The organism is Sphingorhabdus sp. M41 (genome assembly GCF_001586275.1).
In the GTDB taxonomy this organism is placed as follows: domain Bacteria; phylum Pseudomonadota; class Alphaproteobacteria; order Sphingomonadales; family Sphingomonadaceae; genus Parasphingorhabdus.
The window spans coordinates 445,926-462,917 of record NZ_CP014545.1 but is presented as its reverse complement, the minus strand read 5'-3'; the positions used below and the strand labels follow the sequence as shown (position 1 = coordinate 462,917).

The 16,992-nt window shown below is 56.4% G+C and carries 14 protein-coding genes; 4 read left to right on the top strand and 10 right to left on the bottom strand.

Annotated features, from left to right (window positions below; all coding sequences use genetic code 11):
- Window positions 1-19 precede the first annotated feature (19 nt).
- Together AZE99_RS02275 and AZE99_RS02270 are read right to left on the bottom strand one after the other, a co-directional pair.
- Complete coding sequence (locus AZE99_RS02275) at window positions 20-1,585, bottom strand: class I adenylate-forming enzyme family protein (protein ID WP_067197747.1); 1,566 nt, start codon at window positions 1,583-1,585, stop codon at window positions 20-22.
- A gap of 432 nt (window positions 1,586-2,017) precedes the next feature.
- On the bottom strand, window positions 2,018-3,079 hold the full coding sequence (locus AZE99_RS02270; RefSeq protein WP_067197743.1) for an SDR family oxidoreductase: 1,062 nt from the start codon (window positions 3,077-3,079) through the stop codon (window positions 2,018-2,020).
- A gap of 102 nt (window positions 3,080-3,181) precedes the next feature.
- Here AZE99_RS02270 and AZE99_RS02265 point away from each other — a divergent pair, with 102 nt between their 5' ends.
- Complete coding sequence (locus AZE99_RS02265) at window positions 3,182-3,562, top strand: winged helix-turn-helix transcriptional regulator (RefSeq protein ID WP_067197741.1); 381 nt, start codon at window positions 3,182-3,184, stop codon at window positions 3,560-3,562.
- Between the two features lie 127 nt (window positions 3,563-3,689).
- Here the strand turns inward: AZE99_RS02265 and AZE99_RS02260 are convergent, their stop codons facing one another.
- The 3 genes from AZE99_RS02260 to AZE99_RS02250 form a co-directional block, all read right to left on the bottom strand.
- Window positions 3,690-4,181, bottom strand: a complete 492-nt coding sequence (locus tag AZE99_RS02260; RefSeq protein ID WP_067197737.1) for a hypothetical protein — start codon at window positions 4,179-4,181, stop codon at window positions 3,690-3,692.
- 286 nt (window positions 4,182-4,467) lie between these two features.
- A complete protein-coding gene (locus AZE99_RS02255) occupies window positions 4,468-4,869 on the bottom strand; it encodes a PaaI family thioesterase (protein WP_067197736.1) in 402 nt (133 codons plus the stop codon).
- Window positions 4,866-5,306, bottom strand: coding sequence for a GxxExxY protein (locus AZE99_RS02250; RefSeq protein ID WP_231862672.1), 441 nt, complete (start codon window positions 5,304-5,306; stop codon window positions 4,866-4,868). The genes AZE99_RS02255 and AZE99_RS02250 overlap by 4 nt, the downstream gene beginning before the upstream one ends.
- Window positions 5,307-5,454: 148 nt before the next feature.
- Here AZE99_RS02250 and gyrB point away from each other — a divergent pair, with 148 nt between their 5' ends.
- The gene (gyrB, locus tag AZE99_RS02245) at window positions 5,455-7,971 is read left to right on the top strand and encodes a DNA topoisomerase (ATP-hydrolyzing) subunit B (protein ID WP_067197731.1); all 2,517 of its coding nucleotides are present in this window, start codon (window positions 5,455-5,457) and stop codon (window positions 7,969-7,971) included.
- Between the two features lie 110 nt (window positions 7,972-8,081).
- Window positions 8,082-8,435 (top strand): thiol-disulfide oxidoreductase DCC family protein, encoded by a 354-nt coding sequence (locus AZE99_RS02240; protein WP_067197729.1) that lies wholly within the window; start codon window positions 8,082-8,084, stop codon window positions 8,433-8,435.
- Window positions 8,436-8,437: 2 nt separating this feature from the next.
- Here the strand turns inward: AZE99_RS02240 and AZE99_RS02235 are convergent, their stop codons facing one another.
- From AZE99_RS02235 to AZE99_RS02225, 3 genes are all read right to left on the bottom strand, one after another.
- Window positions 8,438-9,229, bottom strand: a complete 792-nt coding sequence (locus AZE99_RS02235) for an SDR family oxidoreductase (RefSeq protein WP_067197728.1) — start codon at window positions 9,227-9,229, stop codon at window positions 8,438-8,440.
- Between the two features lie 149 nt (window positions 9,230-9,378).
- Window positions 9,379-11,838 carry a TonB-dependent receptor gene (locus AZE99_RS02230; protein ID WP_156472060.1) on the bottom strand — a complete coding sequence of 820 codons (2,460 nt, stop codon included), beginning with the start codon at window positions 11,836-11,838 and terminating at the stop codon, window positions 9,379-9,381.
- 213 nt (window positions 11,839-12,051) lie between these two features.
- Complete coding sequence (locus tag AZE99_RS02225; RefSeq protein WP_082788196.1) at window positions 12,052-14,511, bottom strand: TonB-dependent receptor; 2,460 nt, start codon at window positions 14,509-14,511, stop codon at window positions 12,052-12,054.
- A 284-nt stretch (window positions 14,512-14,795) separates the two neighbouring features.
- Between AZE99_RS02225 and AZE99_RS02220 the strand changes: the two genes are divergently transcribed.
- Window positions 14,796-15,557, top strand: a complete 762-nt coding sequence (locus AZE99_RS02220; protein WP_067197722.1) for an SDR family oxidoreductase — start codon at window positions 14,796-14,798, stop codon at window positions 15,555-15,557.
- Window positions 15,558-15,559: 2 nt separating this feature from the next.
- Here the strand turns inward: AZE99_RS02220 and AZE99_RS02215 are convergent, their stop codons facing one another.
- Both AZE99_RS02215 and AZE99_RS02210 read right to left on the bottom strand, forming a co-directional pair.
- On the bottom strand, window positions 15,560-15,952 hold the full coding sequence (locus AZE99_RS02215) for a limonene-1,2-epoxide hydrolase family protein (RefSeq protein ID WP_067197720.1): 393 nt from the start codon (window positions 15,950-15,952) through the stop codon (window positions 15,560-15,562).
- Window positions 15,953-15,969: 17 nt separating this feature from the next.
- Entirely contained in the window at window positions 15,970-16,992 is a 1,023-nt protein-coding gene (locus tag AZE99_RS02210; RefSeq protein ID WP_067197718.1) for an NADP-dependent oxidoreductase, read from the bottom strand.

Below are 16,992 nucleotides of genomic sequence, written 5' to 3'. Positions count from 1 at the left end.
GATAACACCTCTTCGCAAACTAGGTTGCCTCGACCATATCCCGCAGCTCGGTTTTCAATATCTTGCCGATATGGCTGCGCGGCAGTTCGTCGATCAGCCGCAGCTCCGACACCCGCTGCGTCTTGCCGAGATTGGCATTGGTCGCTGCCTTCAGTGCCTCCAGGTCCAGCGTCACACCGGCATCAGCGACAACAAAACCAACCGGCGTCTCACCCCATAGCCGTGAGGCCACACCGATGACCGCAGCGTCGGCCACGCCGGGCTGCGCCATCAGCGCTTCTTCCAGATCGCGCGGATAGATATTGAAACCGCCGGAAATGATCATGTCCTTGGTCCGGCCCATCAATGTGATGAAACCATCCTCGTCGACCTTGCCGATATCGCCCATCCGCTGCCAGCGGTCGCCCTTTTCGTCATACCAGCTAGCTTCCTCGGTTTTTTCAGGCTGGTTCTTGTAGCCTGACATCATCGTCTGCGACCGTCCGACCAGCTCGCCCATTTCGCCCGCCGGAAGCCGGTTAAGCTGCTCGTCGATCGTAATCACCTCGCTGCCGCCCCAGGCGATGCCGACCGTGTGCAGCTTGTCAGGATGCTCGTGGCACAGCAACAGGCAGACCACACCGCCCTCGGTCATCGAATAGATCTCGATCAGGCCACCGGGCATGCGTTTGAGCACTTCCGCCTTCAGCTCCGCCGAGAAAGGCGCGCTGGTGCAATATTTATGGGTCAGGCTGCCCAGATCATAATCGTCAAAGCCTTCAAAATCCATCAGCCGCTGATATTGGACAGGCACCAGCATCGTATGGCTGGCGCGATGCTCCTGCGCCAGTTCGAGCCAGCGCTGGCAATCAAACTTGCCCATCAAAACAATCGTCCCGCCATAGGCAATGGTCGGCGTAAACAGCGCCAGCGTCGTGTTCGAATAGAGCGGCGTCGACAGCAATGTGACCTGACCGGGCTTGCCGTATCCGGTCGCCTCTCCGACCGCCGCATGATACCAGCGCATCTGGCGGCTGTGGACAATGCCCTTGGGCGTGCCGGTGGTGCCGCTGGAATAGATGATATTATAAGGGTCTTTTGGACCGACGCCCAAATCCTCTGGCGTCGCACCTTTTGCCGCCATCCAGTCCAGGATCATTGGTGCGTCGTCCGCTGCCCGATCCAGCATGACATGTTTGAGCGCGGGCAATTTCTCTCCGCTCTCCAGCAGCTCCGCGCGCTTGGCGCTATCGATAAACAGATGCATCGCGCCGCTGTCGCGCATCATGTTCGCCAGCTGCTTCGGCGTCGCCGAAGTCGTCAGCGGCGCCGCGCAACCGCCCGCAACAATCGCCCCGAGATAGGCGAGCGCATAGCGAACCGTGGTGGTCCCGAGGATCGCAACCGCCTGCCCCTTTTGCAATCCATCCGCCTGCAACTGCGCCGCAATCCGGTTGACCTGCGCCGCGGTCTCGGCCCAGCTCAGCTTTTCCACACTGTCATCCAGCGCGATCCGGTCGGGCTGGTTGACCGCATGGGCGTTGATCAGATCAGCGAGATGGCCGAACGGCTGCTCGAGATAGCGGGCGGGTTCTATATGTTTCATCAAGCGATTAATTCCGCATATCGGCTTGAGATGCAATCGCTTTCGGCGCGGTTTGTTCTTTTGAACAGGTGGAGACAATTTTCACGCGAAGACGCAAAGGCGCGAAGGGGTCGGTGATCGGGGCAGTGAAGTCGAGGATTTTGCACCCCAGCGCCAATAACGTCATTGCGAGCGCAGCGTGGCAATACCGGGCGGCACGCGCTGACGATCGCGGCGAGACGCTCTGGATTTGCCGCGTCGCTGCGATCTTCGCAATGACGATGATCTGTCCACACAGTTGAATTTATGCGCGCCAGCATTCACGATAGGCCTCCACCGCGTCGTCGATAACCATCACCCTTCGCGTCTTTGCGTCTTCGCGTGAAAATCACTCCCGCTTGTCCATAACAGAATATTAGCTGTTCAGCCCAGCCCCCGAAAAGCCGCCGTGTCCTAAGGAATCAGCCTGTCCGCCCGCAATTGTTCGAACAGCTCGAAAAAGGCATCGTCGGTAGGCTTGTAGCCCGTGAACCCAAGCCGCCGGCTTTTGCTCATATCGGTCACCACTTCGATCGGCCGGCCCAGATCCGCATCTGTGTGCCAGGGCGAGGCCAGGCGGCCGAGGTCGCTTTCGGCCAGACCTTCGCGTTCGGCCAGCTTGCGCCAGAGCGGTGCATCCTCCGCCATCTGCTGCTCCAGCGGGCGCTCGGTGCCGTCGAACGGCACCGCCTCGATCCCGAACCAGTCGGCGATCCGATCCCACATCCACTGCCAGCGGAAAATATCGCCATTGACGACGTTGAAATCCTCGTTGTGCGCCGCTTCGGTTTCGGTTGCCCACAGCAGATGCTCGGCGAGCAGCCCGGCGTCGGTCATGTCGGTCAGGCTGGTCCATTGCGCCGCCGATCCGGGAAACAGAAAGTCACGGCCGGTCTCGCGGCACAAAGTTGCATAGGCGGCCAGCGTGGTGCCCATGTTCATCGCATTGCCGACCGCTTTGCCAATCACCGTATGCGGACGATGGACGCTCCAGCTGAAACCATCCCGTTGAGCGGCGGCAAACAGTTCGTCCTCCTGTGCATAATAGAAATTCTCGACATCCAGACGGCCCTGCTCTTCGCGAAACGGCGTCTGCGGCAGCACACCCTTGCCATAGGCATCAAACGGCCCAAGATAATGTTTCAGCCCGGTGACCAGCGCCACGTGCCGGGGACCCGTCGGCTTTGGCAGCCCATCGAGCAGATTGCGCACCATCGCCGCATTGACCCGGATATTTTCCGCTTCGCTGTCCTGCCGCGCCCAGGTGCTGATGAACACCGCGTCGGGCTGGATATCCTTCAAGGCGGCAGCGGTAGCCTTGGCATCCTGAAGGTCTGCCGATACCGGCAGCACGCCGGCTTGACCGGTCGGCGATCGCGACAGGCCGTGGACGGTCCAGCCCTGTTTGACCAACAGCGCGGCTACAGCGCTCCCGTTGATTCCACTGGCGCCCGCTATCAAAGCTGTTTTGGTCATGTTCTTCTCCGTAAATTACTGTCAATCTACCAGCTAGGAAATGTGGCCCTGAACTTCTAGACGGTACCAAACAGGATCATAGGCACCAAAAGGTAACCACGAATGCAACCAGGATCACAGGAAGAAGAGTGGCGCGAGGATTGTGCGCCGAGGCGCGTACTGGCACTCTTTGCAACAAAATGGACCAGCATGGTGCTGCATTGCCTGCACGTGCGGCACCAGGATGCAGCAAGACCGGGCGTCCTCCAGCGGAGCCTGCCTGGCATCTCCAAGAAAATGCTGACGCAGACGCTGCGAGACATGGAGGCGATTGGCCTGATCACGCGGCATGTCCAGAATGTCGTTCCACCAGCGGTGGAATATCGGTTGACGCCGCTGGGACTTCGCCTGGTCGAGCCGGTCGAGCTGCTCTACGATTGGGCGCGCAAAAACGAGGATGCGCTGGATCAGCTGGGCAGCCGAGCCACAGCAAGGCGCGTGTGACCCACGCAGCATTTATAATAAGCGAGTCACAATTCGCGGCCTTTTCAAACCATTTACCAAAGCTGGCCAAGACCATCGGGCGATCGGGAAATATCGCCATGGACCGCTATAATATCCCGGCGAGCGGCTATCCAGCCACCAGCACCACATAAATGCTCTCAACCCAGCCACTCTTGCACGGACCGTCATAATTGCGCTTGGCGCGCACCGGGGAGGATACGCCACAATCAACGGGCGTGCTCGCTTCTGGATCGGATGGCTTGTCATAGACGATGCCGAACCATTGCTGGTCGATGCTGCGGGTGCAGATATGGACGGTCTGGCCGGCAGAGAGGCTGTCGATTTTTTCGGCGGCGTCAAAGGGCGCGCTCAGCACCGGTAGCGAGCCGCTGACATGGCGGCCGACCTGGCCGACCGACTGGCAGGCATCGAAACGGGGACCGCCCTCGCCAATGCGCACCGGCTTGGCCGACGGATCACCCTCGACCCGCTCGGTCCGGCCGGTCGGGTTGTCAATATAGGAACTGCTTTCCGCCAGATCGTCGCTGACCTTGGTGGATTCGGAGCAGGCGGTGGTTGCCAGGCATAGAAGGGAAACGGCGAGCAGGGTTCTGTTCATGACAATGGTTTAGCGCAAAAGCGGGGCCTTTGGGAAGCTGCGAATAAATTGGGGCAAGGATAGTCTCGAGGCCGCGCCGGTCGCAGCTTATCTGCATACCGTTCGTCCTGAGCTTGTCGAAGGACCTGCATCCCCGCTCGCAATGATTTCTTTAAGGCCCACCGCCGTTCGCCCTGAACCCGATCGGAACCCCCGACTTGCCGTTCGTGCTGAGCCTGTCGAAGCACCTGCGCGGTCCCCAGCGTCCTTCGACAAGCTCAGGACGAACGGATTGTATAGCAATCCTTCACAGCACAATCTGGGTCTGCGTCACCACCGCCACCAGCGTGCCATCCTCCAGCGTGATCTTCGTCTGCCAGACCGACTGACGCCGGCCAACCTTGAACGGCGTGGCCTCGCCATAGACGATAGAGCCTTCGGGGGCAGCGTTCAGGAAATTGGTCTTGCTCTCCGATGTCGTGGTGCCGTTCGACCCTTCGGGCAAATTGGCGAAACCGCCGAACGCACCGAGCACATCGGCAAAGGTCATCACCGCACCACCGTGGATGCTGGGGCTGCCGCGCCCGTTGCCGGCGGTGCAGATCTCCGGCCGCACCAGCATTTCGCCGCGCACCTTGTCCTTGTCCATCGCGGTGATGGTGATGCCCATGGTCTTGGCAAAGGGGACCATATCGGCTGGATTGGTCATAAATCGTGTCCTTTTCTTGGCTGGTTCACGCGAAGGCGCGAAGCAGCGAAGTCGGTATGTTTATTGACGATGCGCCGGCATCCCGCCTTGAACGTCGGTGCACCGAAGTTCATCAACAGGCCGAGCGGCAAATCCATCAGACGAAGATAGGTAAGCACCTGCTTGGCATGCACCGGCATATGCCGTTCGGTCGATTTCAATTCAATCAGCAATCTGTCTTCGACAAGCAAATCAACGCGAAACCCTTCTTCCAGCGAGATATCCTGATATTTGATCCTGATCGGCTTCTGCCGATCAACTTTCAAGCCCAGATCGGCAAGCGACTTCGCTAGAAGCGCTTCATACACGCTCTCCAGCAGTCCCGGACCGAGACCGACATGCAGCTTGTAGCCGCATCCCACGGCCATTGCCGACAACTCTTCAAGCGGAATTTTCACACCATATTCTTCGCATTCTTCGCGTCGTCGCGCGAGAAAATTTTCTCGCTTGTCCTAATATGTTAAGCAGTTGATATATTGATATAATATTATCGCAAAATCCGACATTTTCCTTGGGTTTACCGGCTCCAGCGGCTATGGTCGGAGCATGAGTGACATTAGCAATGACGATAAGCCGGAAGATGCTTCCAATTCTTCCAATCAAAACGAATATGGCGCGGATTCGATCAAGGTTCTCAAGGGCCTCGATGCGGTTCGCAAACGCCCCGGCATGTATATCGGCGACACCGATGACGGCAGCGGCCTGCATCACATGGTGTTCGAGGTATCGGACAACGCGATCGACGAGGCCCTCGCCGGCCATTGCGACTTGATCCTGATCACGCTCAACGCCGATGGCAGCGTTTCGGTCGAGGACAATGGCCGCGGTATCCCGACCGGCATGCACAGCGAGGAAGGCGTCTCGGCAGCCGAGGTCATCATGACCCAGCTCCACGCCGGCGGCAAGTTCGAGAATACCTCCGACGACAATGCCTACAAGGTCTCCGGCGGTCTCCACGGCGTCGGCGTATCGGTGGTCAATGCGCTGTCCGAATGGCTGGAACTCGATATCTGGCGCGACGGCAAAGAGCATAATATGCGCTTTGAATTCGGCGATGCCGTACGGCCGCTAAAGATCGTCGGCGATGCTCCGCCAGCGGACAACAAGACCGGCTTCAAGAAGGGCACGAAAGTCACCTTCTTCCCGTCTCCCGCAACCTTCAAGATTACCGAATTCGATTTCGAGAAGCTCGAGCACCGCTACCGCGAACTCGCCTTCCTCAACAGCGGCGTGCACATCATCCTGCGCGACGCGCGGCACGAAGAGGCGAAGGAAATCGATCTGTTCTACGAAGGCGGAATCGCCGCCTTCGTGCAATATCTCGACCGCAACAAGACGCCTCTGGTGCCCGAGCCGATCGCCATCCACGGCGACCGCGACGATGTCATCATCGACGTCGCGCTCGAGTGGAACGACAGCTATTATGAAAATGTCCTCTGCTTCACCAACAATATCCCGCAGCGCGACGGCGGCACCCATCTGGCCGCCTTCCGCTCGGCGCTGACCCGGACGCTCAACAATTATGCCGAAAGTTCCGGCGCGCTGAAGAAAGAAAAGGTCAAGCTGACCGGCGACGACATGCGCGAAGGCCTGTCCGCTATCGTATCGGTCAAGCTGCCCGATCCCAAATTCGGTTCACAGACCAAGGACAAGCTGGTCTCCTCCGAAGTGCGTCAGCCGCTGGAAAGCCTGATGGCCGACAAGCTCGCCGAATGGCTTGAGGAAAACCCGCAAAACGCCGCGATGGTCATCCAGAAGGTGATCGACGCTGCTGCTGCCCGGGAAGCGGCGAAAAAAGCCCGCGAACTGACTCGCCGCAAGGGCGCGATGGACATTGCTTCCCTGCCCGGCAAGCTCGCCGATTGCCGCGAAAAAGACGCAAGCAAATGCGAACTCTTCCTGGTGGAAGGGGACTCCGCTGGCGGCTCGGCCAAACAGGGCCGCGACAGCATGTATCAGGCGATCCTGCCGCTCAAGGGCAAGATCCTCAATGTCGAACGAGCCCGTTTCGACCGGATGCTCTCGTCCAAGGAAGTCGGCACGCTGATCCAGGCAATGGGCACCGGCATTGGCCGTGACGATTTTAATCTGGAAAAACTGCGCTATCACAAGATCGTCATCATGACCGATGCTGACGTCGACGGCGCACATATCCGCACCTTGCTTCTCACCTTCTTCTACCGCCAGATGCCGGAGATCATTCTCAACGGTCATCTCTACATCGCCCAGCCACCGCTCTACAAGGTCGGCAAGGGCAAGAGCGAAGTCTACCTCAAGGATGACAATGCGCTCGACCAATATCTGGTCGAGGCCGGCCTGAACGGCATGATCCTGCAAACCGGCGAAGGCGCGCGCAGCGGCGACGATCTGCGCGGCCTGATCGAACATGCCCGGAGAATGCGCAGCCTGATGGCTTATGTGCCGCGGCGCTACGACAGCACCATTGTCGAGGGAATGGCCCTCACAGGCGCTCTCAATCCCGATCACGGCAATGCGGAACGGCAAGCCGCCGTCGATGCAACCGCGGCCTGGATGGACAAGGTCGACGAGGAAGGCCGCTGGTCCGGTCAGGTTTCCGAAGAAGGCGGCTATCTGTTCCAGCGTTTCTGGCGCGGCGTCACCGATCACCATATCATCGAAGCGAAATTTCTCGAGAGTGCAGAAGCCCGCAAACTCCATCGCCTCGCCTCGGAAGAAACCGCAACCTATGGCAGCGGCAGCCGGCTGGTGAAATCGGCCACTGGCGACACGGAAGCCGGAGATGACGACGCCATCGGGTCTGAGGGCACGCTGATCACGCGCCCATCGGAACTGCTCGACACCGTCATGGCGGCAGGCCGCAAGGGTCTCGCCATTTCCCGCTACAAGGGTCTCGGCGAGATGAACGCCGAGCAGCTTTGGGAAACGACACTCGACCCCGAAGTGCGCTCGCTGTTGCAGGTGACCGTCGAACAGGCCGATGTGACAGACGATATCTTCACCAAGCTGATGGGTGAAGTGGTTGAACCGCGGCGCGAATTCATCGTCGACAACGCGCTGAACGTTGCCAACTTGGACGTTTAGTCTCGCTAGGCCTTTAGGCCATATGGCGAAGAAGCATCCCGACGGTTAAATGTCTGCTGCCATGATAGCGAGACAGACATGACCCACAGCCTCGGCAACGAGCAGGATCGATGAGCCAGGTAACCGTCTGGTATGACGGAGCCTGCCCGCTGTGCATCCGGGAAATTGCCCTGATGCGCAAGCTGGACCGGCGCGACGCTGTCACCTTCATCGACATCGCAACGCCCGTCACATCCTGCCCGCTCGACCGGCAATTGATGCTCGCCCGCTTTCACGCTTCGGAAGACGGGCAGATATTGTCCGGCGCGGCAGCCTTTGCTGCCATGTGGCGTGTCATTCCGCTCATGCGACCGCTTGGTCAGCTCGCCCGCATTCCTGGCGTGCTGCCGATCCTTGAAGCCCTGTACCAACAGTTCCTCAAGGTCCGGCCGCACATCCAGAAGCGATTCAAGCCAGTAGACTAGAGTCAGGACGCAGCGGCGACAGCGCCCATCATCAGTTCCTGGTCTTTGCGGGTCGGATTGCCGCGCAGGCACAGCCCGCCGTTGACCTGCAGATTCTCGCCGGTCATGAAACATTCGTCACTGGCGAGAAATACCGCGGCGGCAGCGATATCCTCGCTGGTACCAATCCGGCCGAGCGGATAGCGCGCCTCGAACGATTCAACCAGTCCGGGTACCTGATCGACACCGGCCGTCATTGGCGTCCGCGTGAGGCCGGGAGAAATGCTGTTGGCACGGATGCCCTTCTCGCCAAATTCATGGGCAACGCAGCGGATGATATGATCGGTGGCCGCCTTCGTGCCCATATAGGCAGCATGGTCGTTGAGCATGATCATCGCGGTGGCCGAACTGATCTGGATGATTGATCCGCCATCTTCCATAGCCTTGATCATCTCCTGATAGAATTGAAACGGTCCAACCAGCTGCAGGGCAGAGATCATTTCCAGCTCTTCTTTGGTATTTTCCAGAAAGGGCTTCAGGAAACCGATACCGGTCGCGTTGATCGCGATGTCGACGCCGCCCATCTGATCCTTGGCAGACTTGGCAAGGGCCTTGATATCCGCTTCATTGGTGAGATCGCAAAGCGCATAATGTCCGCCGAGTTCATCGGCAAACCGCTTCAGTTCCTCTTCCTTGCGTCCTGCAACCAGCACGTCAGCGCCTTCATCGCGAAAACGCCGGGCAATCACCTGCCCCATATTGTCTTTGCCGGCAGCTCCAAGAATGACCGCTCTCTTTCCCTCTAGACGTCCCATTTAATCCGCTCCTTTTATAGATTTTCCGTGCCTTCTAACGTTCGGTCGATGGCCAATGCCACTCTCATTATGGCTATTCATTCCTCACCAATAGAAAAAGCCGGGAGCAGCAAGCTGTCCCGGCTTTTTCCAAATCTAAGAAGCGTTGGTCAGAACTTGAACGCGGCTTCGACGAAAAGCTGACGACCACGATTCTGTGTGACAACAAGATCGTCACCAACGCCCGGTTCAAGGAAGGGACGACCGCTGCTGGTGTTGATCCAGATTTCATCGGTCAGATTGACCCCAACCAGCGACAGTTTCCATTTCCCATCGGGATCACCGAACGAGACCGAACCATCGATGGATACATAGCTGTCCTGCTTCAGATCGGTCACAGAGTCTTCGTTGGTGAAATAGGAACCACTATATTGGAGGTTTCCGTTCAGTCCCAATTCAATGGCGTCACCCATCGGGATAGACCAGTCGAATGCAGCGTTGGCGGCAAATTTCGGAGCACGAGCAGCCGAGCGGCCGTTGATGTCTTCTCCGGAAGTCGTCACAAATGGTGCCGTGAACTCAGCATCGGTATAGGCCAGCGAACCAGAGAGATTCAAACCATCGACCGGCGTGCGCCATCCCCATTCGACATCGACACCTTGGCTGGTCAGCTGGCTCGCATTAAAGGTTTGAAACTGAACCGCTGCGGCATCGAAATTCTGCACCTGGAGATCATCAAATACATAATAGAAAACCGAAGTGTTCAAGGTCAGCGTGCGATCGGCAAACTGCGCTTTGACGCCGACTTCACCGCCGAGACCGGTTTCCGATTTGAATTTCAGCGCATCCGCAACAGCGGCACGGACGGCAGGATCCGGATCATTAAAGCCCAGCAAGCTGGAGGATGGCAGAGCACTATTGTCGATACCACCAGATTTGAAACCGGTTTTGAAAGCGCCGTAAATATTGATGTCCGGAGTCGCCTGATAACGGATCGAAAGCTCCGGAGAAAAATTGTCATCGCTGAACTCAATTGGCCCTGAAAAGAAGCCGCTCGGAATGAACGCCGGGCCGGATGACAGGAAGGTATGGACATAAGGCACGGAAATGCGGCTGGTCTTGTTTTCATCCGTCCAGCGCACACCGCCAGAGACCTGCAGCTGGTCTGTCAGATCCAGTGTTGCACTGGCAAAAAATGATAGCGCTTCGGTTTTTGTATTCTGCTTTTTATACCAGTCATAAGTATATCCGGTAACCGGATCGGGTCCGACAAAGGAGATGTTTACGCCCTGCTGCGAAGTGTTGAAATCAATGTCGCGGGACTCGTAAAATGCACCGACCATGAAATTGAACATGCCGTCGAAATCACTGGTAATGCGCACTTCCTGAGTGAACTGTTCCGTCTTGTTTACAGGATCACTGCAACCCGCATTGCCTGGTACGCCCGGAGCAAAAGCACCGACATAGGCATAGCAGTCGGTATCGATTGAATCGAGGCTAAGATAACCGGAAACCGATGATAATGTCAGCGTATCGGAAAGGTCCAGATCCCATTTCAGCCGACCGAAGAAGATATCGGTCTCGCCATAAGGCACGCCGTTTTCAAAGCGCGGATCTCCGCCCGACCCTGCCGGAACGTTGGAAACCAGAGCCGTGGCCCCATCCGAAGTATGATAAAGTCCGTCGCTGTCGTTGCAATCTGCATTGGACGGAATGACAAGTCCCCCCTGAAGCAGATAGACGGGATCTGCTATGCCATTTGCACCACAGTTGACATCAGTATGGCCAATGGCTCCGTCGCTCTTGTTCTTGACATAGTTCAGTTTCAAATTGGCGTTGAAGTTGTCCGCCGGATCCCACTGCAGGGTAACGCGGCTGATGAAATTGCTGATTCCGCGCGAATCCCGCACGCTTCCGTCGGGATTGAACGCCGGGGTCCCTGGCGCAAGCTTCACATAATCTTCGATATCCTGATATTGCGCGGCTACGCGAATACCAAGCGTATCACTGATCGGTCCGGAGATATGGCCACCGAGAGTATAGCCCTTTTCTTCGAACTCATAGGATGCCTTTCCGGCCATTTCCCAGTCTGCGGTCGGATTGGCAGAACGGATTGCAAAAACGCCAGCTGAGGCGCTTTTTCCGAAAAACAGGGATTGCGGCCCCTTGAGAACATCAATCTGCTGAACATCGAAAAAACCGGCCTGCACGATGCGCATGGTGCTGACCTGAACGCCGTCGAAATCAAATGCGACAGCAGAATCGAACGATGCCGAGATATTGGATGAACCCACACCGCGAAGACTGATCTGGCCGCCCGAACCGGAACCACCAACCTGCACATTCAGCGCAGGCACACGGCTGACCACGTCGGCGATTTCATTGACCTGAAATTTTTCCAGCGTGTCGCCTCCGATAGCGGTGACCGTTACAGGTACTTCCTGCAATGTTTCGGTCTGCTTACGGGCGATCACGGTAATGACATTGCTGTCATCATATTCGACGACGTCCTGCGCATAGGCTGGAGCTGCGATACCGGCAAAGACCAGGCTCGCTGCAGTTCCCATCAGCAATCCGCGAACGGATTTGCGGGGCAACATTTTATCAGAACGTGTCGATTGTGTAGTCATCAGAACCTCCAAAAAAAATACCTCAGTTAGGAACCTGAGGTATATCCAAAATTGGCAGCCTTATATTTGCCGCCTTATTTTCAAGCGATTAGCAGGTCCATTGGTGCCTTCTACTGTCACTTTCGCTATTCTGTGACGCTATCGTCTTACCAAAAATGACAGGCCGGGATCAGCTTGCGCTGCCCCGGCCCATCTTGATCAACGGGAGGTTGATCAAAACTTGAAGCTGGCTTCCACGAAGACCTGACGCCCGCGATTCTGGGTAACGACGAGATCGTCACCAACGCCCGGCTCAAGGAACGGACGACCGCCGCTGGTATTGATCCAGATTTCATCGGTGAGGTTCACACCAACCAGTGCCAATTTCCATTTACCCTCCGGATCGCCGACCGAGATCGACCCATCAATGGAAACATAGCTGTCCTGCTTCAGGTCCGATGCAGAGTCTTCATTGGTGAAATAGGATCCGCTATATTGCACATTGCCGTTTAAGCCGAGTTCCAGCGAGTCACCCATGGGCACCGACCAATCAAAAGCAGCGTTGGCAGCAAATTTCGGTGCGCGTGCCGCTCTTCGGCCATCAATGTCCTCGCCTGACGTCGTCACAAACGGAGCGGTAAATTTGGCGTCCGTGTAGGCAAGTGAACCAGACAGGTTCAAGCCCTCGACCGGCGTACGCCATCCCCATTCTACATCAATGCCCTTGCTGGTCAACTGACTGGCGTTGAAGGTCTGGAACTGGACGGTTGCGGCATCGAAATTTTGCACCTGCAGATCATCGAAGACATAGTAGAAAAACGAGCTGTTTAACGTAACTGTGCGGTCTGCAAATTGCGCTTTTACGCCCACTTCACCACCGAGGCCGGTCTCGGATTTAAACTTCAGCGCATCAGCAACTGCGGCTCGAACGGCGGGATCCGGATCGTTGAAGCCCAGCAAGCTGTTAGATGGTAACGCGCTATTGTCGATGCCGCCCGATTTGAAACCGGTTTTGAACGCAGCGTAGACATTGATATCCTGCGTCGCTTGATATTTGAGCGAGACTTCCGGTGAGAAGTTCGAGTCCTTGAATGTAATAGGTCCCGAGAAGAAGCCGCTGTTGATAAATGCCGGCGTCGCAGACAGGAACGTATGCACATAGGGAACAGTAATTCTCGAGACCTTCTTTTCATCGGTCCAACGCACGCCACCAGACAGTTCCAAACGCTCTGTCAGATCCAGGGTCGCACTGGCAAAAAACGACAGCGCCTCTGTTCTCGTATTCTGCTTTTTAAACCAGTCATAAGTGTTGCCCGTTACCGGATCGGGTGCAACGAAGGAAATATTCACACCCTGCTGCGAGGTGTTGAAATCAATGTCCCGATCTTCGTAAAACGCTCCCACCATGAAGTTGAACATTCCGTCAAAATCACTGGATATACGCAGTTCCTGCGTGAATTGCTCGGTCTTGTTCTGCGGATCGCTGCAGCCTGAATTGGCCGGGTTGGTCGGCGAAAACTGACCGACATAGGCATAGCAATCCGTATCGACCGCATCGAGGCTCAGATAGCCGGACACCGATGACAAGGTCAGCGTATCGGAAAGGTCCAGATCCCATTTCAGCCTTCCGAAGAAGATATCGGTCTCACCATAGGGAATACCATTTTCAAAGCGCGGCTTTCCTGCTGAGCCGTCCGGAACCTGGCTGGTCAATGCCGGGGCGCCATCGGAGTGATGGTAAAGACCGTCACTATCATTACAGTCCGCATTGGACGGGATGACGAGACCGCCTGAAAGCAGATAGACAGGATCGGCAATACCATTTGCACCGCAATTGATGTCGGAATGACCGACAGCGCCGTCATTCTTGTTTTTAACGTAATTCAATTTCAAATTGGCGCTGAAATTATCGGAAGGATCCCACTGCAGCGTTACACGACCAAAGAAATTCTTGAGGCCTCTTGTATCGCGGATACTACCGTCCGGATTAAACGCCGCCGTTCCAGGGGCAAGCTTCACATAATCTTCAATATCCTGATATTGCGCAGCGACCCGAATGCCGAGCGTGTCGCTAATCGGGCCGGAAATATGCCCGCCGATCGTATAGCCTTTTTCTTCAAACTCGTAGGATGCCTTGCCAGCCATTTCCCACTCCTGCGTCGGGTTGGCCGACCGGATGGCAAACACACCGGCCGAAGCACTTTTCCCAAAGAACAGCGATTGTGGACCCTTGAGCACATCAATCTGCTGGACGTCGAAAAAGCCGGCTTGGACCATCCGCATCGTGCTGACCTGCACGCCGTCGAAATCAAATGCCACCGCCGAGTCAAACGAAGCGGAAATATTGGACGAACCAACGCCCCTTAGGCTGATCTGGCCACCCGAGCCGGAACCGCCGACCTGAACGTTGAGTGCGGGCACGCGACTAACGACATCGGCAATTTCATTGACCTGATATTTCTCCAGCGTGTCTCCACCAATCGCGGTCACCGTCACCGGCACTTCTTGCAATGATTCCGTCTGTTTTCGCGCGATAACGGTTATTATGGCGGCTTCATCGACGTCATCAGCACCTTGCGCCGATGCAGGTGAGGCAAGACCAGCAAAGGCCAGGGTCGCGACAGACCCCAATAACAGGGACCTACTCGTCTTATTTTTCAAGGCGGATTTGTGGCGTGAAGATTGTCTGGTCATAGCTCTCTCCCAAATTGGCCCGGCAAATTTATCCGGTGCCTATTTCAAAATTCCGACGGTTTGCTCCGCCTTGTTATGAATTTATCTTAAGCCTGAGTCCCTGTTGGCTCTGCTAGCCAATTTGATAGCAGATTTGAAAAACTGTGTTTTTCACGCAACATATGTTGGTTTTCTGCCATTAATCGGAAATAGCACTATCGATAGTGCTAACGATAATAAGGATTGCGCCAGCCCGAAGCTCGACGCCTAATAGTGGACCACTATTCAGAATCGGAGAAAGCTAAATGGGTCGCCTCAATGGGAAAATTGCCATCGTAACCGGAGCCGGTTCCGGACTGGGTAAAGCAATCAGCGAAACATTTGCTGAAGAAGGCGCTCGGGTCGTGCTGACCGATATTGATTTTGCAAGCGCCACAAAAGTTGCCAATGGAATAGGCACCAATGCGATCGCTCTGCAGCAGGATGTCGTCGATGAAACACGCTGGGATGAAATCCTAACGGCAACCAATGATGCATTTGGCGCGCCCCATATCCTGGTCAACAATGCCGGTCTGGTCATTCCCGGCACCATCGAGGACTGCACGCTCGAACAGTTTCGCAAACAGACTTCGATCATGCTCGATGGTGTTTTTCTGGGGTGCCGCGCTGCGGTCAGAGATATGAAATCCAATGACCAGCCTAGTTCGATCATCAATCTCAGTTCGATGGCCGCCTTGCAGGGTTATTCTCCCTTCGTAGCCTATAGCGCAGCAAAAGGTGGCGTCCGATCAATGACCAAATCAGTGGCGTTGCATTGCAAGGAACAGGATTATCCGATCCGTTGCAACAGCCTCCATCCCGCCGGCATCGATACGCCGATGGTGCGGCAGGAAGCCGTCGGCGCTGGCGGCGGGGAAACTCCCGAAACCGGGATGATAAAGATCGGACAATTGGGTCATCCGAATGATGTTGCGGCGCTTTGCGTTTACCTGGCGAGCGATGAATCGCGTTTCATGACCGCCGGCGAATATCCGGTCGACAATGGCGTGCTCTACCAACCGGCCTGATCTCAGGCGCCAGGTGCACCGATAGCGGCAGCCATCTGGCTCTGGAACTCAGCGAGATCAAAATAGTCCCGCCATTTCGCGATCTTGCCATCGCGCATTTCAAATGTGCCCATCACCCGGATGGCAATCCATTTGTCACCCAACCGGAATTTGTCGGTTCGTTCCGTCAGAACGACCTCTCCGGTGGCAGCAATGTGATGCACATCCCACTGCGCGGCATCGAAGCTGAAGGAAGGATTGTCGAAAAATGCGCGAACCGCAGCAATGCCGTCACACGGCTCCATGGGAATATTGTGATAATAGATATCGTCGGTCATCGCCGCGTAGATGGCGTCATAATCGAGCCGGTTCCAGGCATCGATAAAATCAAGAACAATCCGTTTGTTTTCTGACATGCTTCAAACTCCCCTGTTCATTCCTCCGGCGAAATATCCAGGATCATCTTGCCCTGATTGGCGCCGGAAAAAAGCTTCATGAAGGCAGCATAGCTGTTTTCAATGCCTTTATCGATATCCTCGTCATGCCTGATCTTGCCCTCGGCAAGCCACTGCCCCATTTCGGCAATGCCTTCGGCAAAGCGGGGCGGATAATCGCGAACCAGAAAGCCCTTGATGCTGGCCTGCCGCGAGATCAGATACCAGAGGTTGCGAATGCCGACCGGTTCCGGGCTGTTATATTCGCTGATCAGCCCGCACAGCACGACGCGCCCATGTTCGTTGATCGCGGTAATACCGGCATCGAGAATTTCGCCGCCGACATTTTCCCAGATGATGTCCACACCTTCGGGAGCCGCCGCCGCGATTTCCTTTTCCAGATCAGCCTGGCTCTTGCCGCGATAGTCAATCGCTGCATCAAAACCGTAATCCTCGACCAGCCGGGCGCATTTTTCCGCGCCGCCGGCGATACCGACGACCCGGCAGCCCTTGATCTTGCCAATCTGGCCGACCAGCGAACCGACGGCACCGGCTGCGCCGGTCACCAGCAATGTTTCGCCCGGCTTGGGCTTGCCGTCATCGATCATGCCGAAATAGGCCGTCATTCCGACTGCGCCGAGAACCGACAGGAAATTGGTTGGCGAAGGCACCAGAGAGACATCCACAGGCGATGTGAAGCCGCCCGCTTCCACCACCGAATATTCTTCCATCGCGCCCAGGCCGACCACCCATTGCCCGACCGGGAAATCGGGATTTTTCGACTCGACAACCCTGCCGACTGCGCTGGCGGTAACCGCAGCGCCCAAAGCGATCGGCGGCATGTAGCTTTCCGCATCGCTCATCCAGCCGCGCTGCGCCGGATCAAGCGAGATATAATGGTTCCGTACAAGAAACGCACCGTCCGAGAGCTCCGGCAAATCCTCCTCGACCAGCGCAAAATCGCTTTCCTTGGGTTCGCCAACCGGGCGGCTGACGAGGGTGAATTTGCGGTTCTTGGTCAT

Coding starts and splice junctions, on each gene's coding strand:
- AZE99_RS02275 (WP_067197747.1), bottom strand. CDS start 1,585: ATGAAACATATAGAACCCGCCCGCTATCTCGAGCAGCCGTTCGGCCAT.
- AZE99_RS02270 (WP_067197743.1), bottom strand. CDS start 3,079: ATGACCAAAACAGCTTTGATAGCGGGCGCCAGTGGAATCAACGGGAGC.
- AZE99_RS02265 (WP_067197741.1), top strand. CDS start 3,182: ATGCAACCAGGATCACAGGAAGAAGAGTGGCGCGAGGATTGTGCGCCG.
- AZE99_RS02260 (WP_067197737.1), bottom strand. CDS start 4,181: ATGAACAGAACCCTGCTCGCCGTTTCCCTTCTATGCCTGGCAACCACC.
- AZE99_RS02255 (WP_067197736.1), bottom strand. CDS start 4,869: ATGACCAATCCAGCCGATATGGTCCCCTTTGCCAAGACCATGGGCATC.
- gyrB (WP_067197731.1), top strand. CDS start 5,455: ATGAGTGACATTAGCAATGACGATAAGCCGGAAGATGCTTCCAATTCT.
- AZE99_RS02240 (WP_067197729.1), top strand. CDS start 8,082: ATGAGCCAGGTAACCGTCTGGTATGACGGAGCCTGCCCGCTGTGCATC.
- AZE99_RS02235 (WP_067197728.1), bottom strand. CDS start 9,229: ATGGGACGTCTAGAGGGAAAGAGAGCGGTCATTCTTGGAGCTGCCGGC.
- AZE99_RS02230 (WP_156472060.1), bottom strand. CDS start 11,838: ATGACTACACAATCGACACGTTCTGATAAAATGTTGCCCCGCAAATCC.
- AZE99_RS02225 (WP_082788196.1), bottom strand. CDS start 14,511: ATGACCAGACAATCTTCACGCCACAAATCCGCCTTGAAAAATAAGACG.
- AZE99_RS02220 (WP_067197722.1), top strand. CDS start 14,796: ATGGGTCGCCTCAATGGGAAAATTGCCATCGTAACCGGAGCCGGTTCC.
- AZE99_RS02215 (WP_067197720.1), bottom strand. CDS start 15,952: ATGTCAGAAAACAAACGGATTGTTCTTGATTTTATCGATGCCTGGAAC.
- AZE99_RS02210 (WP_067197718.1), bottom strand. CDS start 16,992: ATGACCAAGAACCGCAAATTCACCCTCGTCAGCCGCCCGGTTGGCGAA.